Source organism: Nocardia alni, assembly GCF_019038435.1.
In the GTDB taxonomy this organism is placed as follows: domain Bacteria; phylum Actinomycetota; class Actinomycetes; order Mycobacteriales; family Mycobacteriaceae; genus Nocardia; species Nocardia alni.
The window spans coordinates 1-19,115 of record NZ_JAGPOX010000039.1; the positions used below are offsets into that span (position 1 = coordinate 1).

A 19,115-nucleotide genomic window follows, 5' to 3' on the forward strand; every position below is an offset into this window, starting at 1 on the left:
GTGGGACAGCAGGGCGTATCCGCCCGCGCACCATAGCGCGGTGCAGCACGCGAAGACCACCAGGGTCAGGATCAGGGCGGGCGAGCTCATGACGCGGAACGCCGTGGTGTAGGCGGCGATGTTGTCGCCGCCACCCGACAGGGTGGCGCCGGCTACCGAGAGCAGGCCGGCGACCGTCACCGGTGGTTGCGGTCTGCCACGGTGGCGGATCGCTTTGAGTAGCAGGATGATTCCCAGCGCCAGGGGCACGAATCCCAGCAGGCCCAGCCAATCCGAGGGTATCGAACCCAATCCGAAGGCGGCCAGCCAGGATACGAACACCACCAGCGCCATGCCGAGGTACTGGCCCGCCCAGATCTGCCGATGGGTCGGGGCGCCGATGCTGCGGGCGGCGATGTTGAGTGCTGCCAGCACGACCGCGTCGTCGATATTGGTGGCGGCGAACAGCAGCACGGCCGCGAGGGCGACGCCGCCCCAGTGACCGCCGGTCACCGCGAACCGGCCGGCGGCCGATCTTCGTGGCGGACACGACTGTTCATAGAGCGGCACTCCTCATCAGGCTGATCCCGTTCCCCGGAGCAGCGGAGTTTAACCAGGAAATCACTACCACTCAAGTATTGCTATCCTTATGAGGATTGACGTAGCGTGGCTCCACGATAGAAGTGGCCTACGTCACGGCCGACAGGCCGGCAGCGAGGCTCACATCGCGAACATCGCCGTTCTCACACTCATGGGAGGCCCCGCCTTGTCCAAGGGGGCGCGCTACGCCAGCACCACACCTGTCACCCTCGCGCAAGGGTGGCACCTCGAACGACTAACACCACCCAGTCGCCTGTTCGGCGCCAACGGTTTGCGCACCGGATCCGACGGCCGCATCTATGTGGCCCAGGTGGCGGGCAGCACGATCAGCGCACTGGATGTCATCACCGGTGATCTGGAGACGATCAGCGGCAAGGGCGGCGACATCATCGCCCCTGACGACATCGCCTTCGATCCCGACGGCAACCTCATCGCCACCGAGTACATGGACGCTCGCGTCAGTATTCGCGGCGCCGATGGCCGCACCCGGGTGATCCGCGACGATCTGCCCGGCGCGAACGGCATCACCGTGCACCGTGGCCGATTGTTCGTCAACGAATGCCGGGTCGGCGGGCGCCTCATGGAGGTACCCCTCGACGGCGGCGCGCCGCGGATACTCCAGGACAACATGGCGATGCCCAATGCCATGGAGGTCGGCCCGGACGGCTTGCTCTACTACCCGGTCATGGGCAGCAACGACATTTGGCGCATCGACCCCGATGGCGGTGAGCCGGAACGGGTCGCGGGCGATCTCGGTGTACCCGACTCGGTCAAGTTCGACTCCGAGGGCTTCATCGTCTCCACCCAGGTGGCCAGCGGTCAGGTGCTGCGCATCGATCCGCGCACGGGCGAGCAGCAGGTACTGGCGCAATTGGCGCCCGGCCTGGACAACTGCACCTTCGTCGGCGACCGGCTGTTCGTCTCCAGCTTCACCGGCGAGATCACCGAAATCCTCGGCGGCGGGCAGACACGGGAGGTCCTGGAGGGCGGGCTGATGTGGCCGCTGGACCTGACGGTCGGGCCGGACGGCAGTCTGTATGTCGCCGACGGCACCTACTTCCACGTCCTGCGCGAGGGCCGATTGCAGGTCGTCGCTTCGCTTTTCAGCCCCGGCACCCCCGGCTACGTACGCGGCGTCACCGCGGTCGGCCCGGGAGAGTTCCTGTGCACCACCTCCAACGGCGAGGTCTCCTACCACCGGCCGGGCGCCGACGCCGAAACCGAGGTCGTGGCAGAGGGATTCGATCAGCTGTACGGGGTGATCTCGGGCCCGAATCGCACCATCGTCACCGCGGAATTCGGTGGCGGCCGGGTCCTGTCGATCCGGCCCGGCCAGACCGACGTGCTGGCCTCGGGGCTCAACGGCCCGCTCGGCGTCGCGTTCGGCCCGGATGGGAACGTGCTGGTGTCCGAATCCGGGGCCGGGCGGATCGTCTCGATCAACGGCTCGACCGTCGACACGGTGGTCGACGGCCTCGATACCCCGCACGGAATCCTGGTGCGCGGCAATCAATTACTGATCGTCGACGTCGGGCTCAAGGCACTGATCGGCGTGAACCTGGAGACCGGCACACGGCAGACGATCGCCGCCGACCTTCCGGTGGGCGTGCCGCCCGGGGTGGTCGCCAAACCGCTGCGCGGGACCCCGCCGTTCTCCGGGCCGATGGGACCCTTCGCGGGTATCACCGCCGGGCCGGACGGCACCGTCTATCTCTCGGCCGACGCAGAAGGCAGCGTGATGGCGCTGCGATTCACAGAATGAGTGGAGCGATGACAGACTTTTTCGGACTGGACGGACGCATCGTCATTGTTTCCGGTGCGGGCGGCGGCGGTATCGGCACCGCGGTGACCCGGCTGGTCGCCGAGGCCGGCGCCACCGTGATCGCGGTGAGCCGGTCCGCGGAGAATCTGAACAAGCACGTGGAACCCCTTGCCGCAGAGGGTCTTCCGGTGATCTCCGTGGCCGCCGACGCGGCCACCGACGAGGGCATCGAGACCGTGCTCGAGCGGGTGCGCCAGACGGACGGTCAGCTGCACGGGCTGGTCAACGTGGCCGGCGGCGCGGCGCCCGCGACGTGGATGCCCTCCACCCGGGTCACCCGGGAGGATTGGCGCGCATTGTTCGCCTGGAATCTCGAGACGATGTTCTTCTTCAGCCGGGCCGTCGCGGCCGAACTGAAGTCGCACGAACACCCGGGCTCGATCGTGTCGCTCTCCTCGATCAGCGGAATGAACACGGCCCCTTTCCATATCGGCTACGGCACCGCGAAGGCGGCGCTGGTGGCGGCCACCCGCACCATGGCCGTGGAGCTGGCGCAGGAAGGCATCCGGGTCAACGCCGTCGCCCCCGGGGTCACCGAAACCCCGTCGTCGCGAATGTATGTCGCGCCCGACCCGGAGCGCGACCGCCGGGCCATCGCGATGGGCCGCCGCGCACAGCCGCACGAGCAGGCGGGACCGATCCTGTTCCTGCTCTCGGATCTGTCCAGTTACGTCACCGGGCAGACACTGCTCGTGGACGGCGGCCTCAACCTCAAGTGGACGCACCTGGACGCGGACAACACCTCGCTGTTCCTCGAGGACGAAGAGTTCCGCGCCGCCATCACGCGTTGATCCGAAATATCACCCAGGAGAATTGCAGCAGGAGATCACGATGACCGATATCGCCGAGCACCCCAATTCCGCTCCCGCCGAGCCGCTGTCGACACCGATGCTCATCCCGGTGGAGGCATATATCTCCCCCGAATACGCCCGCGCCGAACGCGACAAGTTGTGGCGCAAGGTGTGGCAGCAGGTCGACCGGATCGAGGAGATCCCCAACGTCGGCGATTTCCTCACCTACGAGATCCTGGACGACTCGATCATCGTCATACGCACGGCGGCGGACACGATTCGCGCATACCACAATGTGTGCGCGCATCGCGGTCGCCGTCTGATCGACACGCCACCGGGTGAGCACGACGCCCGCGGCAGCCGCAAACAATTCGTCTGCGGCTTCCACGGCTGGCGATACGACCTCGAGGGACGCAATACGTTCGCCGCCGAGCGGGAGGATTGGCCGTGCGGGCTGACCGAACGCAACGACGGGCTCAACCAGGTCAAAATCGACACCTGGGGCGGCTGGATCTGGATCAATCTGGACCCGGACGCCGAACCGCTGCATGATTATCTGGAACCGGCCGCGGGTCTGCTCGATCCGTTCGAACTGGAGAACATGCGGTACCGGTGGCGGCGCTGGCTGACGTTCGACTGCAACTGGAAGGTCGCGTTCGAGGCCTTCATGGAGACCTACCACGTGCCCTACACCCATCCGGAATTCATGAATTTCGGGAATTTCCTCGGGTGGGCACGCTCGCAGGGCCTACACAGCAATATCGGCTACGACGCGCCCAAGGGTATGGACGAGAACCAGGGCAAGCTGCGCATCGGCAGCGGCCCCGACGCTCGCGTATCGACCGCCCAGTTGCAGAACTTCACCTGGGAGAACGCCAATACCAACACCACCCAGACGATGGTCGACGTGGCCAACCGGCTGGCCGACGAACTGCCCGACGGCACGCCCGCCGGTGAGGTGCTGCGGTACTGGCTGGACACCTCCCGGGCCGAGGACGCCAAGCGCGGCGTGAAGTGGCCGACCGTGCCCCCGGAGATCGTCGCCAAGAGCGGCACCTCCTGGCAGATCTTCCCCAACTTCCAGATCGGCCATGCCCCGAACAACGCCCTGGTCTACCGCTTCCGGCCGCACGGCTACGATCCGGACAAATGCATCTTCGAGGCCGCCGTCTTCGAACTCTTCCCGGAAGGTGAAGAGCCGGAGACGAAATGGGAATACACCCCGGTCGGCGATCCGGGCTGGCGCACCGTGCTGCCCCAGGATTTCGACAATATGGCCGCCGTTCAGCAGGGCATGAAATCGGCCGGCTTCTCCGGACCGAAACCCAATCCGTATCGCGAACGCACGATCGTCAACCTGCACCACAATCTCGCCCGGTACATGGGCGTCGGTGAACCCGGCGACCTCACCGACTGAAGACCCGCATCACATTAGGAATTCGAATGCCGCAGTGCACCCCCTCCGAAACCCCCGAGGTCGACGTCTCCGCCCTCCGGGAGAAATATCTCGCCGAGCGCGATAGACGGCTGCGACCCGAGGCCGGCAGCCAATATATCTCGGTCGACGGACAATTCGCGGACTATTACGAGTCCGACCCGCACCAGCCGGTCGTGCCCCGCGAACCGATCATCGGCGACCTCGAGGTGGTGATCCTCGGTGGCGGATTCGCCGGGCTGATCACCGCCCATCGGCTTCAGCACGCGGGCGTGGAGGACTTCCAGATCATCGAGCTGGGCGGCGACTTCGGCGGCGTCTGGTATTGGAATCGCTACCCGGGCATCCAGGTCGACTCCGACGCCTACTGCTATCTGCCGCTGCTCGAGGAGACCGGCTATCTGCCGAAGGAGAAATTCACTCACGGCGACGAGTGCTACGAGCACGCCCAGCGGATCGCCAAACAGTTCGGCTTCTACGACAAGGCGATCTTCCACACCCTGATCCACTCGCTGGAGTGGGACGAGCAGCTCGAGCGCTGGCGTATCCTCACCAACCGCGGCGACGACATCCGCGCCCGCTTCGTGATCATGTGCCAGGGTCCGTACAACCGGCCGAAACTGCCAGGCATACCCGGTATTTCGGACTTCAAGGGACGCATGTTCCACACCGCGCGCTGGGATTACGACTACACCGGCGGTGGTGTGCACGGCGGGCTCGACAAGATCGGCGACAAGCGCATCGCGGTCGTCGGCACCGGCGCCAGCGGCGTCCAGGTCATCCCCCACCTGGCCCGCGGCGCAAAGCATCTGACCGTCTTCCAGCGCACGCCGTCCTACATCTTCGAGCGCGCCGACCAGCCGACCGACCCCGAATGGGCGAAGACCCTGGAACCGGGGTGGCGCAACGCGCGGCAGCGCAACTTCCACAACGCGGCCTTCGCGTTCTACTCCCCCGGTGAGCCGGACCTCATCTGCGACGGCTGGACCGAGGTCGCCCGCAATCTGGCTGCCAAGCTCGACGCCTCCAACGGCTGGGCCGCGCTGGCCGATCCGCTGAAGTTCCTCGAGCTCAAGGAGGTCGAGGACTATCGCGCGATGGAACGGCTGCGCAACCGGGTCGCCGAGATCGTCGAGGACCCGGCGACGGCGGAGGTACTGAAGCCGTACTACCGCAACATGTGCAAGCGGCCGGTGTTCAGCGACGCCTATCTGCCGACGTTCAACCGCCCGAACGTCACCCTGGTCGATGTCGCCGACTCCAAAGGCGTGGAACGCATCACCGAGAAGGGCGTCGTCGCGAACGGGGTCGAGTACGAGGTCGACTGCATCGTGTTCGCGAGCGGTTTCGAGATCACCACCGCGCTCGAGCGCCAGTTCGACATCAAGCCCTTCGCCGGCCGCGGTGGCGAGTCGCTGTACGAGCACTGGGGCAAGGGTTTCCGCACCCTGCACGGCATCATGTCGCGCGGGTTCCCGAACCATTTCGCCACCGGGTTCGTCCAGGGCGGCGTGACCGCGTCGACCACGCTCATGTTCGAGCAGCAGGCCGATCACATCGCCTACATCGTCGCGCAGGCGAAAGCGCGCGGCGCCACGGTCGTGGAGCCCAGCCAGGAAGCCGAGGACGAGTGGGTGGCGACGATCCGGGCGAATTCGATCGACAACTCCGAATTCGTCGAGACCTGTACTCCCGGTTACTACAACGCCGAGGGTGAGCCGAACGGCCGCTCGTTCCTCGGTGATCCGTACTGGGGTGGTTTCTATGTGCTCGAGGAGCTGTTGCAGGCCTGGCGTGACGCCGGTGATCTGGCCGGGCTCGAGCTGAAGCAGTAAAGGAACGTCCATGACACAGCTGCGATTCGACGATCGTGTCGCCGTGATCACCGGCGCCGGACGCGGTTTGGGCCGCGCCTACGCCGAATTACTGGCCTCCCTGGGCGCGAAGGTCGTCGTCAACGACGTCGGCGGCACCATGCGCGGGGACGTCTTCGAGGCCGACGTGGCCGCCGAGGTGGTTCAAGCCATCAAGGACGACGGCGGCGAGGCGGTGGCCAGCACTGATTCGGTGGCCACCGCGGCGGGCGGGCAAGCGATCGTCGAATCGGCGCTGGATCATTACGGGCGCCTGGACATCGTGATCCACAACGCGGGCAACGTCCGCTACGGCTCGCTCACCGAGCTGAGCTACGAGGATTTCGAGGCGGTCCTGGATGTGCACCTGCGGGGCGCATTCCACGTGGTGCGGGCCGGTTTCCCGGTGATGGCCGCGGCCGGATACGGCCGGGTGGTGCTGACCTCCTCGATCGGCGGCATCTACGGCAACAAGAGCGTCGCCAATTACGCGGTGTCCAAGGCCGGGCTGATCGGGTTGTCGAATGTCGTCGCGCTGGAGGGCGCCGAGGTGGGCGTTCGATCCAACGTGATCATCCCCTCGGCGCTGACCCGCATGGCCGCGGGCATCGACACCTCCGCCTATCCCGATATGCGGCCCGAGCTGGTGGCCCCCGCGGTCGGCTACCTGGCCCACGAATCCTGCACTCCCACCGGCGAATTGCTGGTGGCCATCGCGGGGCGGGTGGCCCGTGCCTACATCGGCGAAACGCCCGGCGTGTATCAACCCGCCTGGACCGTGGATGAGGTCGCCGACCGCATCGACGAGATCCGCGACACCGACAACTCCTGGATTCTGCCGCCGCTGTCGGCTCATGCCGATCACATCGGCCGGAGCTTCGCGATGGCGAGCCGCGAAATGCCCACCGGGGCAGCACAACCTTCGAAAGGAAAGTGAGCATGGCGATCAAGGTCTACGAACGCATCCTGGAACTGTTCGAAGCAGAGGGTATCAACACCATCTTCGGCATTCCGGACCCGAACTTCGTGCACCTTTTCCTGCGCGCGCAGGAGCGCGGCTGGAATGTCGTTTCGCCGCACCATGAGGAGGCGGCCGGCTTCATGGCCGAGGGTGTGTCGCGGATGACCGGCAAGGCGGCGGTGGCCATCGGCACCCTGGGACCGGGCGTCGCCAACCTCGCCGGATCCATCATGTGCGCCAAGGTGGAGAATTCGCCGATCATCTTCTTGGGCGGACAGCGCGACCGGATCACCGAGCAGCGGGTGCGTCGCGGCCGAATCCAGTTCGTGCAGCAGGCCGGACTGATCGAGAACGCCGTGAAGTACAGCGCCAGCATCGAATACGCGGACCAGACCGACGAGATCATCCGCGAGGGTCTGCGCAAGGCGCTGTCCGGGACTCCCGGCCCGGTGTACATCGAGTACCCCCAGAACGTGATCCTGCAGGAGCTCGACCTCCCGCCGGTGTTGCCGCCCCACCGCTATCGCCTCGTCGGCCAGACCGCCGGACCGGACAAGATCGCGGAGGCGGTGCAGTACATCCGCGCCGCGAAGCAGCCGATTCTGCTGGTGGGCCACGGGGTTCACACCTCTCGTGCGGGAGAGTCCGTCAGACAGCTCGCGGATCTCATCGCGGCGCCGGTCCTGCAGACCTCCGGCGGCACCTCGTACATCGAGGGCCTCGAGGATCGCACCTTCCCGTACGGCTTCTCGAAGGCCGGGCTCGAGGCCGTGGTGCAGTCCGATCTGTGCCTGGCCATCGGCACCGAACTCGGTGAACCCGTGCACTTCGGCCGCTGGCGGCACTGGGTGGCCAACGAGGAGAACCGCAAATGGATTCTGGTGGAACAGGATCCGTCTGCCATCGGGGTCAACCGCCCGATCGACGTTCCGCTGGTCGGCGACCTGCGCGCGATCGTGCCACAGCTGGTCGAGGCGCTGAAGGACACCCCGCGCAAGCCCACCCCGCAGCTGCAGGGCTGGATCGACCAGGACGCCGCCCGGCTCGCGGAGCTGGCCGAGACCGCGCCGTCGGGCCAGACCCCGGTGCATCCGGCCCGTCTGATCGTGGAGGCCACCAAGGCATTTCCGCCCGAGGGCATCATGGTCCGCGACGGCGGCGCGACCACGATCTTCGGCTGGACCTATTCGCAGGCCAAACCCCACGATGTGATCTGGAACCAGAACTTCGGGCATCTGGGCACCGGCCTGCCGTACGCGGTGGGCGCGTCGGTGGCCGACGGCGGTAAGCGGCCGGTCATGCTGATCACCGGCGACTCGTCGTTCCAGTTCCAGATCGCGGAGCTGGAAACCGCCGCGCGCCACAATCTTCCGCTGGTCTGCGTGGTCGGCGTGGACTACGCCTGGGGCCTCGAGGTCGGGGTCTACAAGCGCACGTTCGGGCAGGGTTCGCTGGAGACCGCCGCGCACTGGAGCAAGGACGTGCGGCTGGACAAGGTGGCCGAGGGCTTCGGATGCTATGGCGAATACGTCGAGCGCGACGAGGATATCGCCCCCGCCATCAAGCGTGCCTACGCCAGCGGCAAGCCCGGAGTCATCCACGTCGCGGTCGACCCGAAGGCCAACTCGGAAGAGATGCCGAGCTACGACGAATTCCGTACCTGGTACGCGGAAGGGCAGCAGTAGAGATCATGCGTGAATACCTGAAGTTCTACATCGGCTGTGAGTGGGTCGATCCGGCCGGCCGGTCCACCTTCGAGGTCATCAACCCGGCGACCGAACAGGTCTGCGGCACCGTGGCCGCGGGCACGGCCGCCGACGTCGACCGCGCCGTAGCCGCTGCGCGACAGGCGTTTCCCGGTTGGTCGGCGACCAGCGTCACCGAGCGCCTGGACATCCTGCGCCGCATCCAGGATGCCTTCCAGAAGCGGCGCGACGACCTGGGCGCCGCGCTCACCGAGGAGATGGGCGCGCCCACCGCACTGGCCAACGGGTTCCAGTTGGATTTGGCGGCAGGGCATCTCGCGCAGGCCATCGAGGTCCTGGAGAGCTACGAGTTCACCGAGCAGCGCGGCGAGACCCTGATCATCAAGGAGCCCATCGGCGTCTGCGGCATGATCACGCCGTGGAACTGGCCGCTGAATCAGATCGCGGTGAAGGTCTTCCCGGCGCTGGCGACCGGATGCACCATGGTGCTCAAGCCCTCCGAGCAGTCACCGTTCAACGGCCAGGTGTTCGCCGAAATCCTCGATGAGGCAGGCGTTCCCGCCGGTGTGTTCAACCTGGTGCAGGGCGACGGGCCCGGTGTCGGCGTACCGCTGTCGGCGCATCCGGATATCGACATGGTCTCCTTCACCGGCTCCACGCGCGCGGGTGTGGAGGTGGCTCGCAACGCCGCCGCCACGGTCAAGCGGGTGACGCAGGAGCTGGGCGGGAAGGGCCCCAACGTCATCCTCGACGACGCGGACCTCGCGGCCAACGTCGGTAAGGGCGTGGCGGGCGTGATGATGAACTCCGGCCAGACCTGTAGTGCCGCGACGCGCATGATCGTGCCCGCCGGCCGGATGGCCGAGGTGATCGAGGCGGCCCGCGCGGCCGCCGAGCAGACCACCGTGGGCGATCCGAGCGGCGACGTGGGGATCGGGCCGGTGGTGTCGGGCGGGCAGTTCGACAAGGTCCAGGCGTTGATCCAGAAGGGTATCGACGAGGGCGCCACACTGGTCACCGGTGGCACCGGGCGCCCGGACGGGCTGACGACGGGGTACTACGTCAAGCCCACCGTGTTCGCGAACGTCACCAACGAGATGACCATTGCCCGTGAGGAGATCTTCGGGCCGGTGCTCTCGATCCTCGGATACGAGGACATCGATCAGGCCGTCGCGATCGCCAACGACACCGAGTACGGACTCGCCGGCAACGTCGCCGGCGCCGATCTGGATGCCGTGCGGGCCGTCGCCCGCCGCATCCGGGTCGGGTTCGTCTCGATCAACGACGCCTTCGACTTCGCCTGTCCGTTCGGCGGATACCGCAAGAGCGGCAACGGGCGTGAATGGGGCGCGGACGGTTTCGGCGAGTATCTGGAAACCAAGGGCATCATGGGCTACGCGCCCGCGGAATCCTAGAGGGCCGCAACGGATATGAACAGCCTCTGAACGGAGGGACCATGGGTGCACTGACAGGCCGGGTGGCCGTTGTCACCGGCGCCAGTCGCGGGATCGGCAAGGGTATCGCGGTCGCGCTGGCCGAGCAGGGCGCCACCGTCTACGTCACCGGACGCACGGTGACCTCCGGCACGTATCCCCTGCCCGGGACCGTCGGCGAGACCGCTAAGGAATGTGATCGCCGGGGCGGCAAGGGAATCGCCGTACGGGTCGATCACGGCGACGACGCACAGGTCGCCGCCCTGTTCGACCGGGTCGCCCGCGAGCAGGGGCGGCTGGACATCCTGGTGAACAACGCCTTCTCACTGCCGGAGGATCTCACCGATCCCAATCCGTTCTGGGAGAAGCCGCTGTCCAACTGGGAGATGGTCGATGTCGGCGTGCGATCCAATTTCGTGGCGGCGTGGCATGCGGCGAACATCATGGCATCGCAGAAATCGGGTCTGGTGGTGGCGATCTCCGGATACACCGGAGTGAGCTACACCTACGGCGTCGTATTCGGCACCGCGAAATCGGCGGTGGATCGGATGGCGCGGGATATGGCCGTGGAGCTGAAACCCCATGATGTGGCGTCGATCTCGATCTGGCAGGGCCTCACCTGGACCGAGCGCGCCGAACGCAATCTGGCGAACATTCCGGGTCTGGCGGACCAGGCGTCCACGCGACCGGAAAATGGGTGCTCTCCGGAGTATCCGGGCCGCGTGATCGTCGCGCTCGCGACCGATCCGGACATCATGAAACGCTCCGGCGGCACATTCATCACCGCCGAACTCGGCCGGGACTACGGCATCACCGATATCGACGGCACGATGGTCCCCTCGCTGCGTACGACCCGCGGCGAACCCATCTGGTCACCGGTATAGCCGGACGATCCCCACTTGCCTTCTATCGCTTGGAACTACGGATGACCACTTCGACGACCCCGGATCAGCTCGCGAAACTCCAGCAGTTGCTGGACCGCCAGGAAATCCTCGACTGCCTCACCAAATTCAGTCGCGGCATGGACCGTTTCGACCGGGGTCTGTTCCTCGAGGCGTTCCACGCCGACGCCACCATAGCGGCGGGCATATTCGTCGGCGGACCTGGCGAGCTGTACGACTGGGCGAGCGCCATGCACGAACAGGGCCAGATCGCCACCCAGCACAACCTGCTCAATCACACCTGCGATCTCGAGGGCGACATCGCGCACACCGAGACCTATTACCTGTACGCCGTGCGCAACCGCGACGACACCAACTGGCTGGCGGGCGGCCGTTACCTCGACCGGCTCGAGCGGCGCTCCGGAATTTGGCGAATCACGATGCGCACCAACATGATCGAATGGTCCGGGCTGCTGCCCACCATGCCGATTCCCTTCTCGGACGTGCCCGATATCCACGGTAACGGCGCACCGGCGCGCAGCACGGCCGACCCCTCGTACCAGCGGCCGCTGATCAACAGGCGCCGGCCGAACATCCCCGGCTGAGCCGTCGTGGGCCCCCATGAACCTCGACAGAAGCAGGAAGGAGAACCGATGCGAGAGCTGAGTTTCGGATATCTCTACGACTTCCGCAATCCGCCGCAGTGGCAGCGCCCCTGGGCCGAACTTTACGCCGAGACGCTCGACCTGATCGCATGGAGCGAGACCGTCGGCTTCACCGGCGCCTGGGTGCCGGAGCATCATGGCGCGGACGACGGGTACATCCCCACGCCCACCACGGTCCTGGCCGCCATCGCCGCGCGCACGAATTCGCTGCGGCTCGGCTCCGCTGTCGCGCTCGCGCCGCTCTATCATCCGGTACGTTTCGCCGAGGAATGCGCGGTCCTGGACATCCTGTCGGACGGCCGGCTCGACATGGCGCTCGCGATCGGCTACCGGCAACGCGAATATGCCGGCTACGGCCTCGAATTCGGGGCCCGGGGACGTCGTTTCGACGAATTTCTCGATATCGTGCTCGCACTCTGGGCGGGTGAGACGGTGACCTACGAGGGCAAATACTTCACCGTGCGGGACGCGCGCATCGTTCCCCCGCCGACGCGCGGCCGGGTTCCGCTGTACCTCGGCGGCTTCGCCGACAGGGCGCTGGAACGCACCGCGAAATACGCCGACGGCTATTTCGGCAACGAGGAGTTCTGCGACCTCTACGCGCGGAAACTGGCGGCGAACGGAAAGGATTCCGCGCAGGCGAGAGTCCGCATCCAGGGGCTGTTCACCGTCGTCGCCGAGGATCCGGAGGCGGCAATTGAGGAACTCGCGCCGTACTACCACCACGTCAACAACAGCTACGGCGTCTGGCTGAACGAGGACAAGGCCAGCGGCCTGGATGCCCCGGGGCTGGAGCCGATGGATCTGGCGGCCTTCAAACGCAGCGGAATACTACAGATCCTCACTCCCGGCCACGCGATCAAGAGATTCGAACGCATGCGGGAGAAGGCGCCGGTCGAGCATTTCATGATGATGCGTCCACCCGGACTGCCCGCCGAACGCTTTCAGCAATACGCCCAACTTTTCGCGGACGAGGTCATCCCGGCCTTCCGCCGAGACGTTCCGCTGGTAACAAGCGGCCGTTGAACCGCAGGAGTAGATAGGAGAGGCGAATGGCAACCGTCGCCACCGAGAAACTGAGTGACAAGGTCGGAGTGGAGATCCTCGACGTCGACGTCGAGCGCCTGCTCACCGACGACGACCTGCCCGCGGCATGCCTGGACCTGCTCGAGGAACACAGCGTGCTGCTGTTCCGCGAACTGCACGCCGGGGACGACGCGCAGGTGACGTTCAGCCGCAAACTGGGCGAACTGGTTCAGTTCCCCAAATACGCGAACCCGAACGTCATGGAGGTCAGTTTCGATCCGGACAACCCGAATGCGAAATACCTGCCCAGCAACGACTATTGGCATCTCGACGGATTCATGGACGAGGTACCGGCACGGGCCTCCATCATGAGCGCTCACGTGGTGACCGATGTCGGCGGCGAGACGGGTTTCGCCAGTACCTACGCGGCCTATGACGAACTGTCCGATGCGGAAAAGGAACAATTCGGCTCGCTGCGCGTGATCCACTCGATGTCGAAGGTCCAGCGCCTGTCCTATCCGAATCCCACCGCGGAGCAGGAGGCCGACTGGGCGCGGTGGACCGACCGCGAACATCCGCTGGTGTGGAAGCACGAGTCGGGCCGCAACTCGCTCGTGTTCGGGTCCAGTGCGGAGCGCATCGTCGGCATGGATATCGCGGAAAGCCGCGAGCTCCTGGACGATCTGGAGCGCCGCGCCACCACGCCGGACCGGATCTACAAGCACACCTGGGCGGTCGGGGACCTGGTGATCTGGGACAACACCGGCCTGCTGCACCGGGCCTGCGAATTCGACCGCGCCAAGCCGCGGCGGATGCACCGCACGACCCTCGTCGGTCAGGAATCGGTCAAATAGCCCGGAAGGGGTTATCGATGGCGGCGAGGTAGGCCGCCCCAATTTCGTGCGAAAAACTCGCAACCAATGCTGTTTGCCTTGTGGAGCCTTCATGTCCAGCACCGAGACAACTCCCCCGCCCGATAACGTCGACACCGTCGATTCGGTCACCGAACCCGATTCCGGCCGACTCGACGGGGCCTCGCCCCTGCGTCTGTTCTCGATCCTCATCGTCGTCATTCTGTTCACCGAGATCGCACCGTTGCAATACACGATGGTGGCCGCGGCCCTGCAGAAGATGACGAAGACCTTCCCCACCGTCGGGGGCAATATCAACTGGGCGGTCATCATTCTCGGTGTCGTCGGCGCCTCCGCCACACCACTGGTCGGCAAGGCCAGCGATATCTGGGGCAAGAAAAGGCTGCTGCTGCTCTGCGGCCTGATCTTCCTGGTGGGCGCGGTGATCGACGCGACCACCACGAACTGGACGCTGTTCCTCATCGGCCGCGGCCTGTCGGCCCTGGCCATCGCCACCCAGTTCATCGCCTACGGTCTCGTCCGGGACCTCATGCCGCGCAAGTACGTTCCCATCGGTATCGGCATGATCGGTGCGGGCGTGGGCTTTTCGGGCGCCATCGCGCCCCTGGTCGGCGGCTATCTGGTCGACCATTTTCAATGGCAGGCCATGTTCTGGTTCCTGGCGATCTACACCGTCGTCCTCACACCGCTGGTGATATTCCTGGTGCCGGAATCGAAAATCCGTGTGCGGGAACGGATCGATCCGATCGGTGCGATCACGCTGTCCGCGGGCGTGCTGTTCGTGCTGCTCTACCTCGACAACGGCCAGAACTGGGGTTGGGCTCGCCCGAGCAGCCTCGCCTGGCTGATCGGCGGGCTGGTGCTGGTGGCGGCGTTCTTCGCCGTCGAATCCCGGATCCGCCAGCCGATCATGGATATGAAACTGCTGGCCAATCCGAAGGTCAGCATCGTCATGCTGATGGCGCTGGTGGGCATGGGAATCACCGCCGTGCAGCCCTTGGCCCTCGGCTACATGACGCAGACGCCCGGCAGTGACGCACTGCGCGCCAATGTCGTCGAAGGTGTTGTCGCCCAGGCGCATCAGAAGGGCGCCAACCTTCCCGCCGCCCTGGTGCACGTGAGTCTCGACCCGGGCTACAGCTACGGCAGCGGATTCACCATGCTGGGGTACGCGTTTCACATCGCCCTCTGGGTCGGCGTGATGGCCGTCATCTTCGGTCCGATCGCCGGCATCGTGGCCCGGCGCACGGGTCCCCGTATCTCGGCGATCATCGCGTTCACGGTGCTGACGGTGTCCGGAATCGGTTTCGCGGTGTTCCATTACAGCTGGGTGACCTATCTGGTGCTCGCCATGCTGGGTGGTATCGCCTTCGGGTTCGTCAACGCCGCGCTGCCCAACCTCATCGTCGAGGCCGTTCCCCCCGAACAGCAGGGCATCAGCACCGGCATGCTCGGCGTCACCATGAGCGTGGGCACCGGCGGCGCGATGGCCATCACCACCGCACTGCTCAACAACAACCCGGTCAAGGCGCATATCGATGTGATGGGTCATCAAGCGGTGCAGGTGATTCCGCAGGTGTTCGCCGACCGCGGCTACACCGAGAGTTTCTGGGTGGTCGTCGGCACCACGGTCGCGGCCCTCGTCATCGCCCTGCTCATGCGTCACGGTCGCCAACCCGCCACCGGCGGAGCACGGGGAAAGTCATGAAGACGGTCCTGGTGACCGCGCCGGGCCGGACCGAGGTACGGCAGGTCGAGCAGCCCGCGGCCGGTCCAGCGGATGTGGTCGTGCGGGTGAAGGCGTGCGGAATCTGCGGATCCGACGGCTTCTACATCCACAACGGCGGCATCCCGCCGCGTATGGGCGCGACGCCGCTCGGGCACGAACCGGCCGGTGAGGTCGTCGCGGTCGGAGATCGGGTCGCCGGTGTCGAGGTGGGAGACCACATCGTCGTGGACCCGATGGCGACCACCGACGGCCTGGTCGGCGGCGGTGGCGCCCAAGGCGCCCTCTCTGATGTGCTGGTCCTGTACGACGCGAAGCCCGGCAAGCATTTCCGTGTCGTGCCGCGCGAAATCCCTTGGCACGTCCTGGCGCTCAACGAGCCGATGGCGGTCGCCTATCACGGCGTCAACCGTTCCGGTGCGGGTGTGGGCGCCAAGGCCGTGGTGTTCGGTGCCGGGCCGGTCGGTCTCGGCGCCGCGATCGGGCTGAAATCCAAGGGCGCCGCGCATGTGGTGGTGATCGATGTGGTGCCCAACCGGCTCCAGAAGGCGCTGCTGGTCGGCGCGGACGCGGTGATCAACTCCGCCGAGGAGGACGTGGTGACCCGCCTGAAGACCCTGCACGGGGAGGCACCGAGCCACATGGGCCGCCCCACGCGACCCGATACCGACGTCTACATCGACGCCGCGGGCGCCGCGGCCGTGGTCGAGACCGCACTGCGGTCGGTGAAGCACCGCGGTGTGCTCACCATCGTCGGAGTGCACAAGCAGCCGGTGCCGATCGACTTCCAGCAGATCCTCACCAGCGAGGTCGACATCCGGATGTCGATGGGATATCCGACGGAGATATTCGAGGTGACGGACTCGATCATCAGGGATTGGGACAAATACCAGCACATCGTGAGCGACATCGTGCCGTTCTCGGATGCCGAGAGCGGCCTTCGCCTGGCCGCCACCCCGGGAGCGACCGACAAGGTCGTCATCACATTCGACTGACCCACGAACAGAGGAAGTATCAGATGACTACTCGCACAGCCATTGTCACCGGCGGCGCCTCCGGAATCGGCGGCGCCATCAGCAAACGCCTCGCCGCCGACGGCGCCCGGGTGGCGATCTTCGACATCAACGGCGACGCCGCCAAGAACGCGGCGGCGGCCATCGAGGAAAAGGGCGGCACCGCAATCGGTCTCGCCGTCGACGTGACGAACCGCGCCGGCATCGACGCCGGGATCGCGGACGTGGGCGCCCGGCTCGGCCGCCCGACGATCCTGGTGAACAGCGCCGGGATCACCCTGGCCGGGCCGACCCTCGAATTCACCGCCGCCGACTGGAACACGGTGCTGGCGATCAACCTGACGGGCACCTTCGACTGCTGCCAGGCGGCGCTGCCCGGAATGATCGAGGAGGGCTGGGGCCGCATCGTCAACATCTCGTCGTCCAGCATGCACAGTGGGGTGGCCCGGATGGCCGCCTACGTGTCGTCGAAGGCGGCGGTGGTCGGTCTCACCAAGGTGCTGGCGCTCGAATTCGCCCGAAACGGCGTCACGGTCAACACGATTCCGCCCGGGTTCATCGAGACTCCCATGCTGGACGGCGCCAAGGCCGGCGGCGTGTTCGATATGGAGAAGCAACTGGCGAACACGCCGGTGGGCCGGATCGGCCAGCCCGAGGACATCGCGGCCGCCTGCGCGTACCTGGTGAGCGAGGAGGCCAGTTACGTCACCGGCCAGGTGATCGGCGTCAACGGCGGACGCAACACCTGACCCGAACGACAACCCCTGTCGCGGGCCGCCCATCGCAGGTTCGGGCGGCCCGCGACATTCACCTACCGGAAGGATCGACAACCATGGCTCGGATCGAACCCGTCGCGAAGGCCGACTGGCCTTCGGAGATAACGGATTTCATCGCGAACTTCCAAGCGTCGGTGCGCGGTGACCGGCCGCCGGGCAATCGCCCGGGCGGGGTCAACCTGCTCGGCACGCTGGTCCGCTATCCCGAACTCGCGATGCCGTTCCTGACCTTCAACGGCCATTTCCTCTACGGAAATTCGCTGTCGCCGCGACACCGCGAGATGCTCATCCTGCGCGTCGCGACCCTGCGTCACTGCGACTACGAGTGGGCTCAGCACACGCTGCTCGCCGGGGACGCCGGGCTGTCGGCCCAGGAGATCGAGTACGCCACCGCGGGACCCGACACACCGGGCTGGGCGCCGATCGAGCAGGCCCTGCTGCGGGCGGTCGACGAGCTGATCGGTGACGGCGCGATCGGCGGCGACACCTGGAAGCTGCTGGCCGCCGAGTTCGACGAGAAGCAGCTCATGGACGTCGTTTTCACCGTGGCCACCTACGAGATGGTGGCGATGATGCTGCGCTCGCTCGACGTCGACCCGGAACCCGATCTCGTGCCCCACCTGCCCGACCGGAAATAATCGGCCGAGAACGATGGGAACACAACTGTGACAGTCGAATCCGCCCGCAACGTCGCGGTCGTCACCGGAGCCAGCGCCGGAATAGGCAAGTCGACCGCCCGGATGCTCGCGGCCCGCGGCTGGCAGGTGATCGGCGTCGGCCGCAACCCCGAGCGCAGCGCCGCCGCCACCGCCGAGATCAACGCCGCCGCACGTGAGGGCGGGACGTTCACCATGGTGCGCGGCGACTTCACCCTGATGGCCGAGGTCAAGCGGGTGGCGGCCGAAATAGGCGATAGCACAGCACATATCGATGTGCTGATCAACAACGCCGGCGGCGTCCGCGACCAGCGGATCGTGACCGCCGAGGGCACCGAGGCGACCTTCGCCGCCAACCACCTCGCCCCCTTTCTGCTGACCCGCGAACTCATGCCGCTCCTGCTCGAGTCCGATTCGGCCCGGGTGATCGCGGTATCCTCCGCGGGCCACCGCATGAGCCGCGGCCTGGACTGGGAGGATCTGCAGAGCCTGGGCAACTTCCGCACCGGCTCCGCGTACTGCCAGGCCAAACTCGCCAACATCCTGTTCACCCGCGAACTCGACCGGCGCGCCGGCCAGGACGGAATCACCGCGCAGGCAATGCATCCCGGGACAGTGGACAGCAACTTCGCCTCGCACGGGGACGCGACGATGAAGGCACACATGGAGAATAAGGTCGACGCCGTCTCACCCGACGAACCGGCCGAGACGCTGGTCTGGCTCGCCACCGACCCCGCGGCGGGCGATACGGGCGGTCGTTTCTTCTACCGCAAGGCCGAGGAGATTCCGGCCGATCCGGCTCTGGACGACGCCGCGGCCGCCCGACTCTGGATCGAAAGCGAGAAGCTCCTGGCCACGCTCGGCTACCCGGCGTAGCCCGGATCCTCGAATACACCGCAGTACTCGACAACACAGGAGAA

Annotated in this window: 17 protein-coding genes; 16 read left to right on the forward strand and 1 reads right to left on the reverse strand. The window is 66.3% G+C overall.

Features of this window, described 5'->3' with window-relative positions; all coding sequences use genetic code 11:
• A partial coding sequence (locus tag JZ791_RS16875) for a cadmium resistance transporter (RefSeq protein WP_216895928.1) occupies positions 1 to 492 on the reverse strand: 492 nt, incomplete at its 3' end.
• Positions 493 to 730: 238 nt separating this feature from the next.
• Between JZ791_RS16875 and JZ791_RS16880 the strand changes: the two genes are divergently transcribed.
• From JZ791_RS16880 to JZ791_RS16955, 16 genes are all read left to right on the forward strand, one after another.
• Positions 731 to 2,341, forward strand: a complete 1,611-nt coding sequence (locus tag JZ791_RS16880; RefSeq protein ID WP_216895930.1) for an SMP-30/gluconolactonase/LRE family protein — start codon at positions 731 to 733, stop codon at positions 2,339 to 2,341.
• Positions 2,342 to 2,349: 8 nt separating this feature from the next.
• Positions 2,350 to 3,192 (forward strand): SDR family NAD(P)-dependent oxidoreductase, encoded by an 843-nt coding sequence (locus JZ791_RS16885; protein WP_216895931.1) that lies wholly within the window; start codon positions 2,350 to 2,352, stop codon positions 3,190 to 3,192.
• 40 nt (positions 3,193 to 3,232) lie between these two features.
• A complete protein-coding gene (locus tag JZ791_RS16890; protein WP_216895933.1) occupies positions 3,233 to 4,609 on the forward strand; it encodes an aromatic ring-hydroxylating oxygenase subunit alpha in 1,377 nt (458 codons plus the stop codon).
• Between the two features lie 26 nt (positions 4,610 to 4,635).
• Positions 4,636 to 6,462, forward strand: a complete 1,827-nt coding sequence (locus tag JZ791_RS16895; RefSeq protein WP_216895935.1) for a flavin-containing monooxygenase — start codon at positions 4,636 to 4,638, stop codon at positions 6,460 to 6,462.
• A gap of 10 nt (positions 6,463 to 6,472) precedes the next feature.
• Positions 6,473 to 7,417 (forward strand): SDR family NAD(P)-dependent oxidoreductase, encoded by a 945-nt coding sequence (locus tag JZ791_RS16900; RefSeq protein WP_216895937.1) that lies wholly within the window; start codon positions 6,473 to 6,475, stop codon positions 7,415 to 7,417.
• 2 nt (positions 7,418 to 7,419) lie between these two features.
• A complete protein-coding gene (locus JZ791_RS16905) occupies positions 7,420 to 9,126 on the forward strand; it encodes a thiamine pyrophosphate-binding protein (protein ID WP_216895939.1) in 1,707 nt (568 codons plus the stop codon).
• A 5-nt stretch (positions 9,127 to 9,131) separates the two neighbouring features.
• Complete coding sequence (locus JZ791_RS16910) at positions 9,132 to 10,562, forward strand: aldehyde dehydrogenase family protein (RefSeq protein ID WP_216895941.1); 1,431 nt, start codon at positions 9,132 to 9,134, stop codon at positions 10,560 to 10,562.
• A 41-nt stretch (positions 10,563 to 10,603) separates the two neighbouring features.
• Positions 10,604 to 11,464 (forward strand): SDR family NAD(P)-dependent oxidoreductase, encoded by an 861-nt coding sequence (locus JZ791_RS16915; protein WP_216895943.1) that lies wholly within the window; start codon positions 10,604 to 10,606, stop codon positions 11,462 to 11,464.
• A gap of 41 nt (positions 11,465 to 11,505) precedes the next feature.
• Entirely contained in the window at positions 11,506 to 12,066 is a 561-nt protein-coding gene (locus JZ791_RS16920) for a nuclear transport factor 2 family protein (RefSeq protein ID WP_216895945.1), read from the forward strand.
• A 48-nt stretch (positions 12,067 to 12,114) separates the two neighbouring features.
• Complete coding sequence (locus JZ791_RS16925; protein ID WP_216895947.1) at positions 12,115 to 13,152, forward strand: LLM class flavin-dependent oxidoreductase; 1,038 nt, start codon at positions 12,115 to 12,117, stop codon at positions 13,150 to 13,152.
• Between the two features lie 26 nt (positions 13,153 to 13,178).
• A complete protein-coding gene (locus JZ791_RS16930; RefSeq protein WP_216895949.1) occupies positions 13,179 to 14,006 on the forward strand; it encodes a TauD/TfdA dioxygenase family protein in 828 nt (275 codons plus the stop codon).
• A gap of 46 nt (positions 14,007 to 14,052) precedes the next feature.
• Positions 14,053 to 15,732, forward strand: a complete 1,680-nt coding sequence (locus tag JZ791_RS16935) for an MFS transporter (RefSeq protein WP_308162958.1) — start codon at positions 14,053 to 14,055, stop codon at positions 15,730 to 15,732.
• Positions 15,729 to 16,745 carry a zinc-dependent alcohol dehydrogenase gene (locus JZ791_RS16940; RefSeq protein WP_216895951.1) on the forward strand — a complete coding sequence of 339 codons (1,017 nt, stop codon included), beginning with the start codon at positions 15,729 to 15,731 and terminating at the stop codon, positions 16,743 to 16,745. Before JZ791_RS16935 ends, JZ791_RS16940 begins: the two co-directional genes overlap by 4 nt.
• Before the next feature lie 23 nt (positions 16,746 to 16,768).
• On the forward strand, positions 16,769 to 17,512 hold the full coding sequence (locus JZ791_RS16945; protein WP_216895953.1) for an SDR family NAD(P)-dependent oxidoreductase: 744 nt from the start codon (positions 16,769 to 16,771) through the stop codon (positions 17,510 to 17,512).
• A gap of 83 nt (positions 17,513 to 17,595) precedes the next feature.
• Positions 17,596 to 18,177 carry a carboxymuconolactone decarboxylase family protein gene (locus tag JZ791_RS16950; RefSeq protein WP_216895955.1) on the forward strand — a complete coding sequence of 194 codons (582 nt, stop codon included), beginning with the start codon at positions 17,596 to 17,598 and terminating at the stop codon, positions 18,175 to 18,177.
• Between the two features lie 27 nt (positions 18,178 to 18,204).
• Positions 18,205 to 19,071, forward strand: coding sequence for an SDR family NAD(P)-dependent oxidoreductase (locus tag JZ791_RS16955; protein WP_216895958.1), 867 nt, complete (start codon positions 18,205 to 18,207; stop codon positions 19,069 to 19,071).
• The last annotated feature ends 44 nt before the right edge of the window (positions 19,072 to 19,115 follow it).

Coding starts and splice junctions, on each gene's coding strand:
- JZ791_RS16880 (WP_216895930.1), top strand. CDS start 731: ATGGGAGGCCCCGCCTTGTCCAAGGGGGCGCGCTACGCCAGCACCACA.
- JZ791_RS16885 (WP_216895931.1), top strand. CDS start 2,350: ATGACAGACTTTTTCGGACTGGACGGACGCATCGTCATTGTTTCCGGT.
- JZ791_RS16890 (WP_216895933.1), top strand. CDS start 3,233: ATGACCGATATCGCCGAGCACCCCAATTCCGCTCCCGCCGAGCCGCTG.
- JZ791_RS16895 (WP_216895935.1), top strand. CDS start 4,636: ATGCCGCAGTGCACCCCCTCCGAAACCCCCGAGGTCGACGTCTCCGCC.
- JZ791_RS16900 (WP_216895937.1), top strand. CDS start 6,473: ATGACACAGCTGCGATTCGACGATCGTGTCGCCGTGATCACCGGCGCC.
- JZ791_RS16905 (WP_216895939.1), top strand. CDS start 7,420: ATGGCGATCAAGGTCTACGAACGCATCCTGGAACTGTTCGAAGCAGAG.
- JZ791_RS16910 (WP_216895941.1), top strand. CDS start 9,132: ATGCGTGAATACCTGAAGTTCTACATCGGCTGTGAGTGGGTCGATCCG.
- JZ791_RS16915 (WP_216895943.1), top strand. CDS start 10,604: ATGGGTGCACTGACAGGCCGGGTGGCCGTTGTCACCGGCGCCAGTCGC.
- JZ791_RS16920 (WP_216895945.1), top strand. CDS start 11,506: ATGACCACTTCGACGACCCCGGATCAGCTCGCGAAACTCCAGCAGTTG.
- JZ791_RS16925 (WP_216895947.1), top strand. CDS start 12,115: ATGCGAGAGCTGAGTTTCGGATATCTCTACGACTTCCGCAATCCGCCG.
- JZ791_RS16930 (WP_216895949.1), top strand. CDS start 13,179: ATGGCAACCGTCGCCACCGAGAAACTGAGTGACAAGGTCGGAGTGGAG.
- JZ791_RS16940 (WP_216895951.1), top strand. CDS start 15,729: ATGAAGACGGTCCTGGTGACCGCGCCGGGCCGGACCGAGGTACGGCAG.
- JZ791_RS16945 (WP_216895953.1), top strand. CDS start 16,769: ATGACTACTCGCACAGCCATTGTCACCGGCGGCGCCTCCGGAATCGGC.
- JZ791_RS16950 (WP_216895955.1), top strand. CDS start 17,596: ATGGCTCGGATCGAACCCGTCGCGAAGGCCGACTGGCCTTCGGAGATA.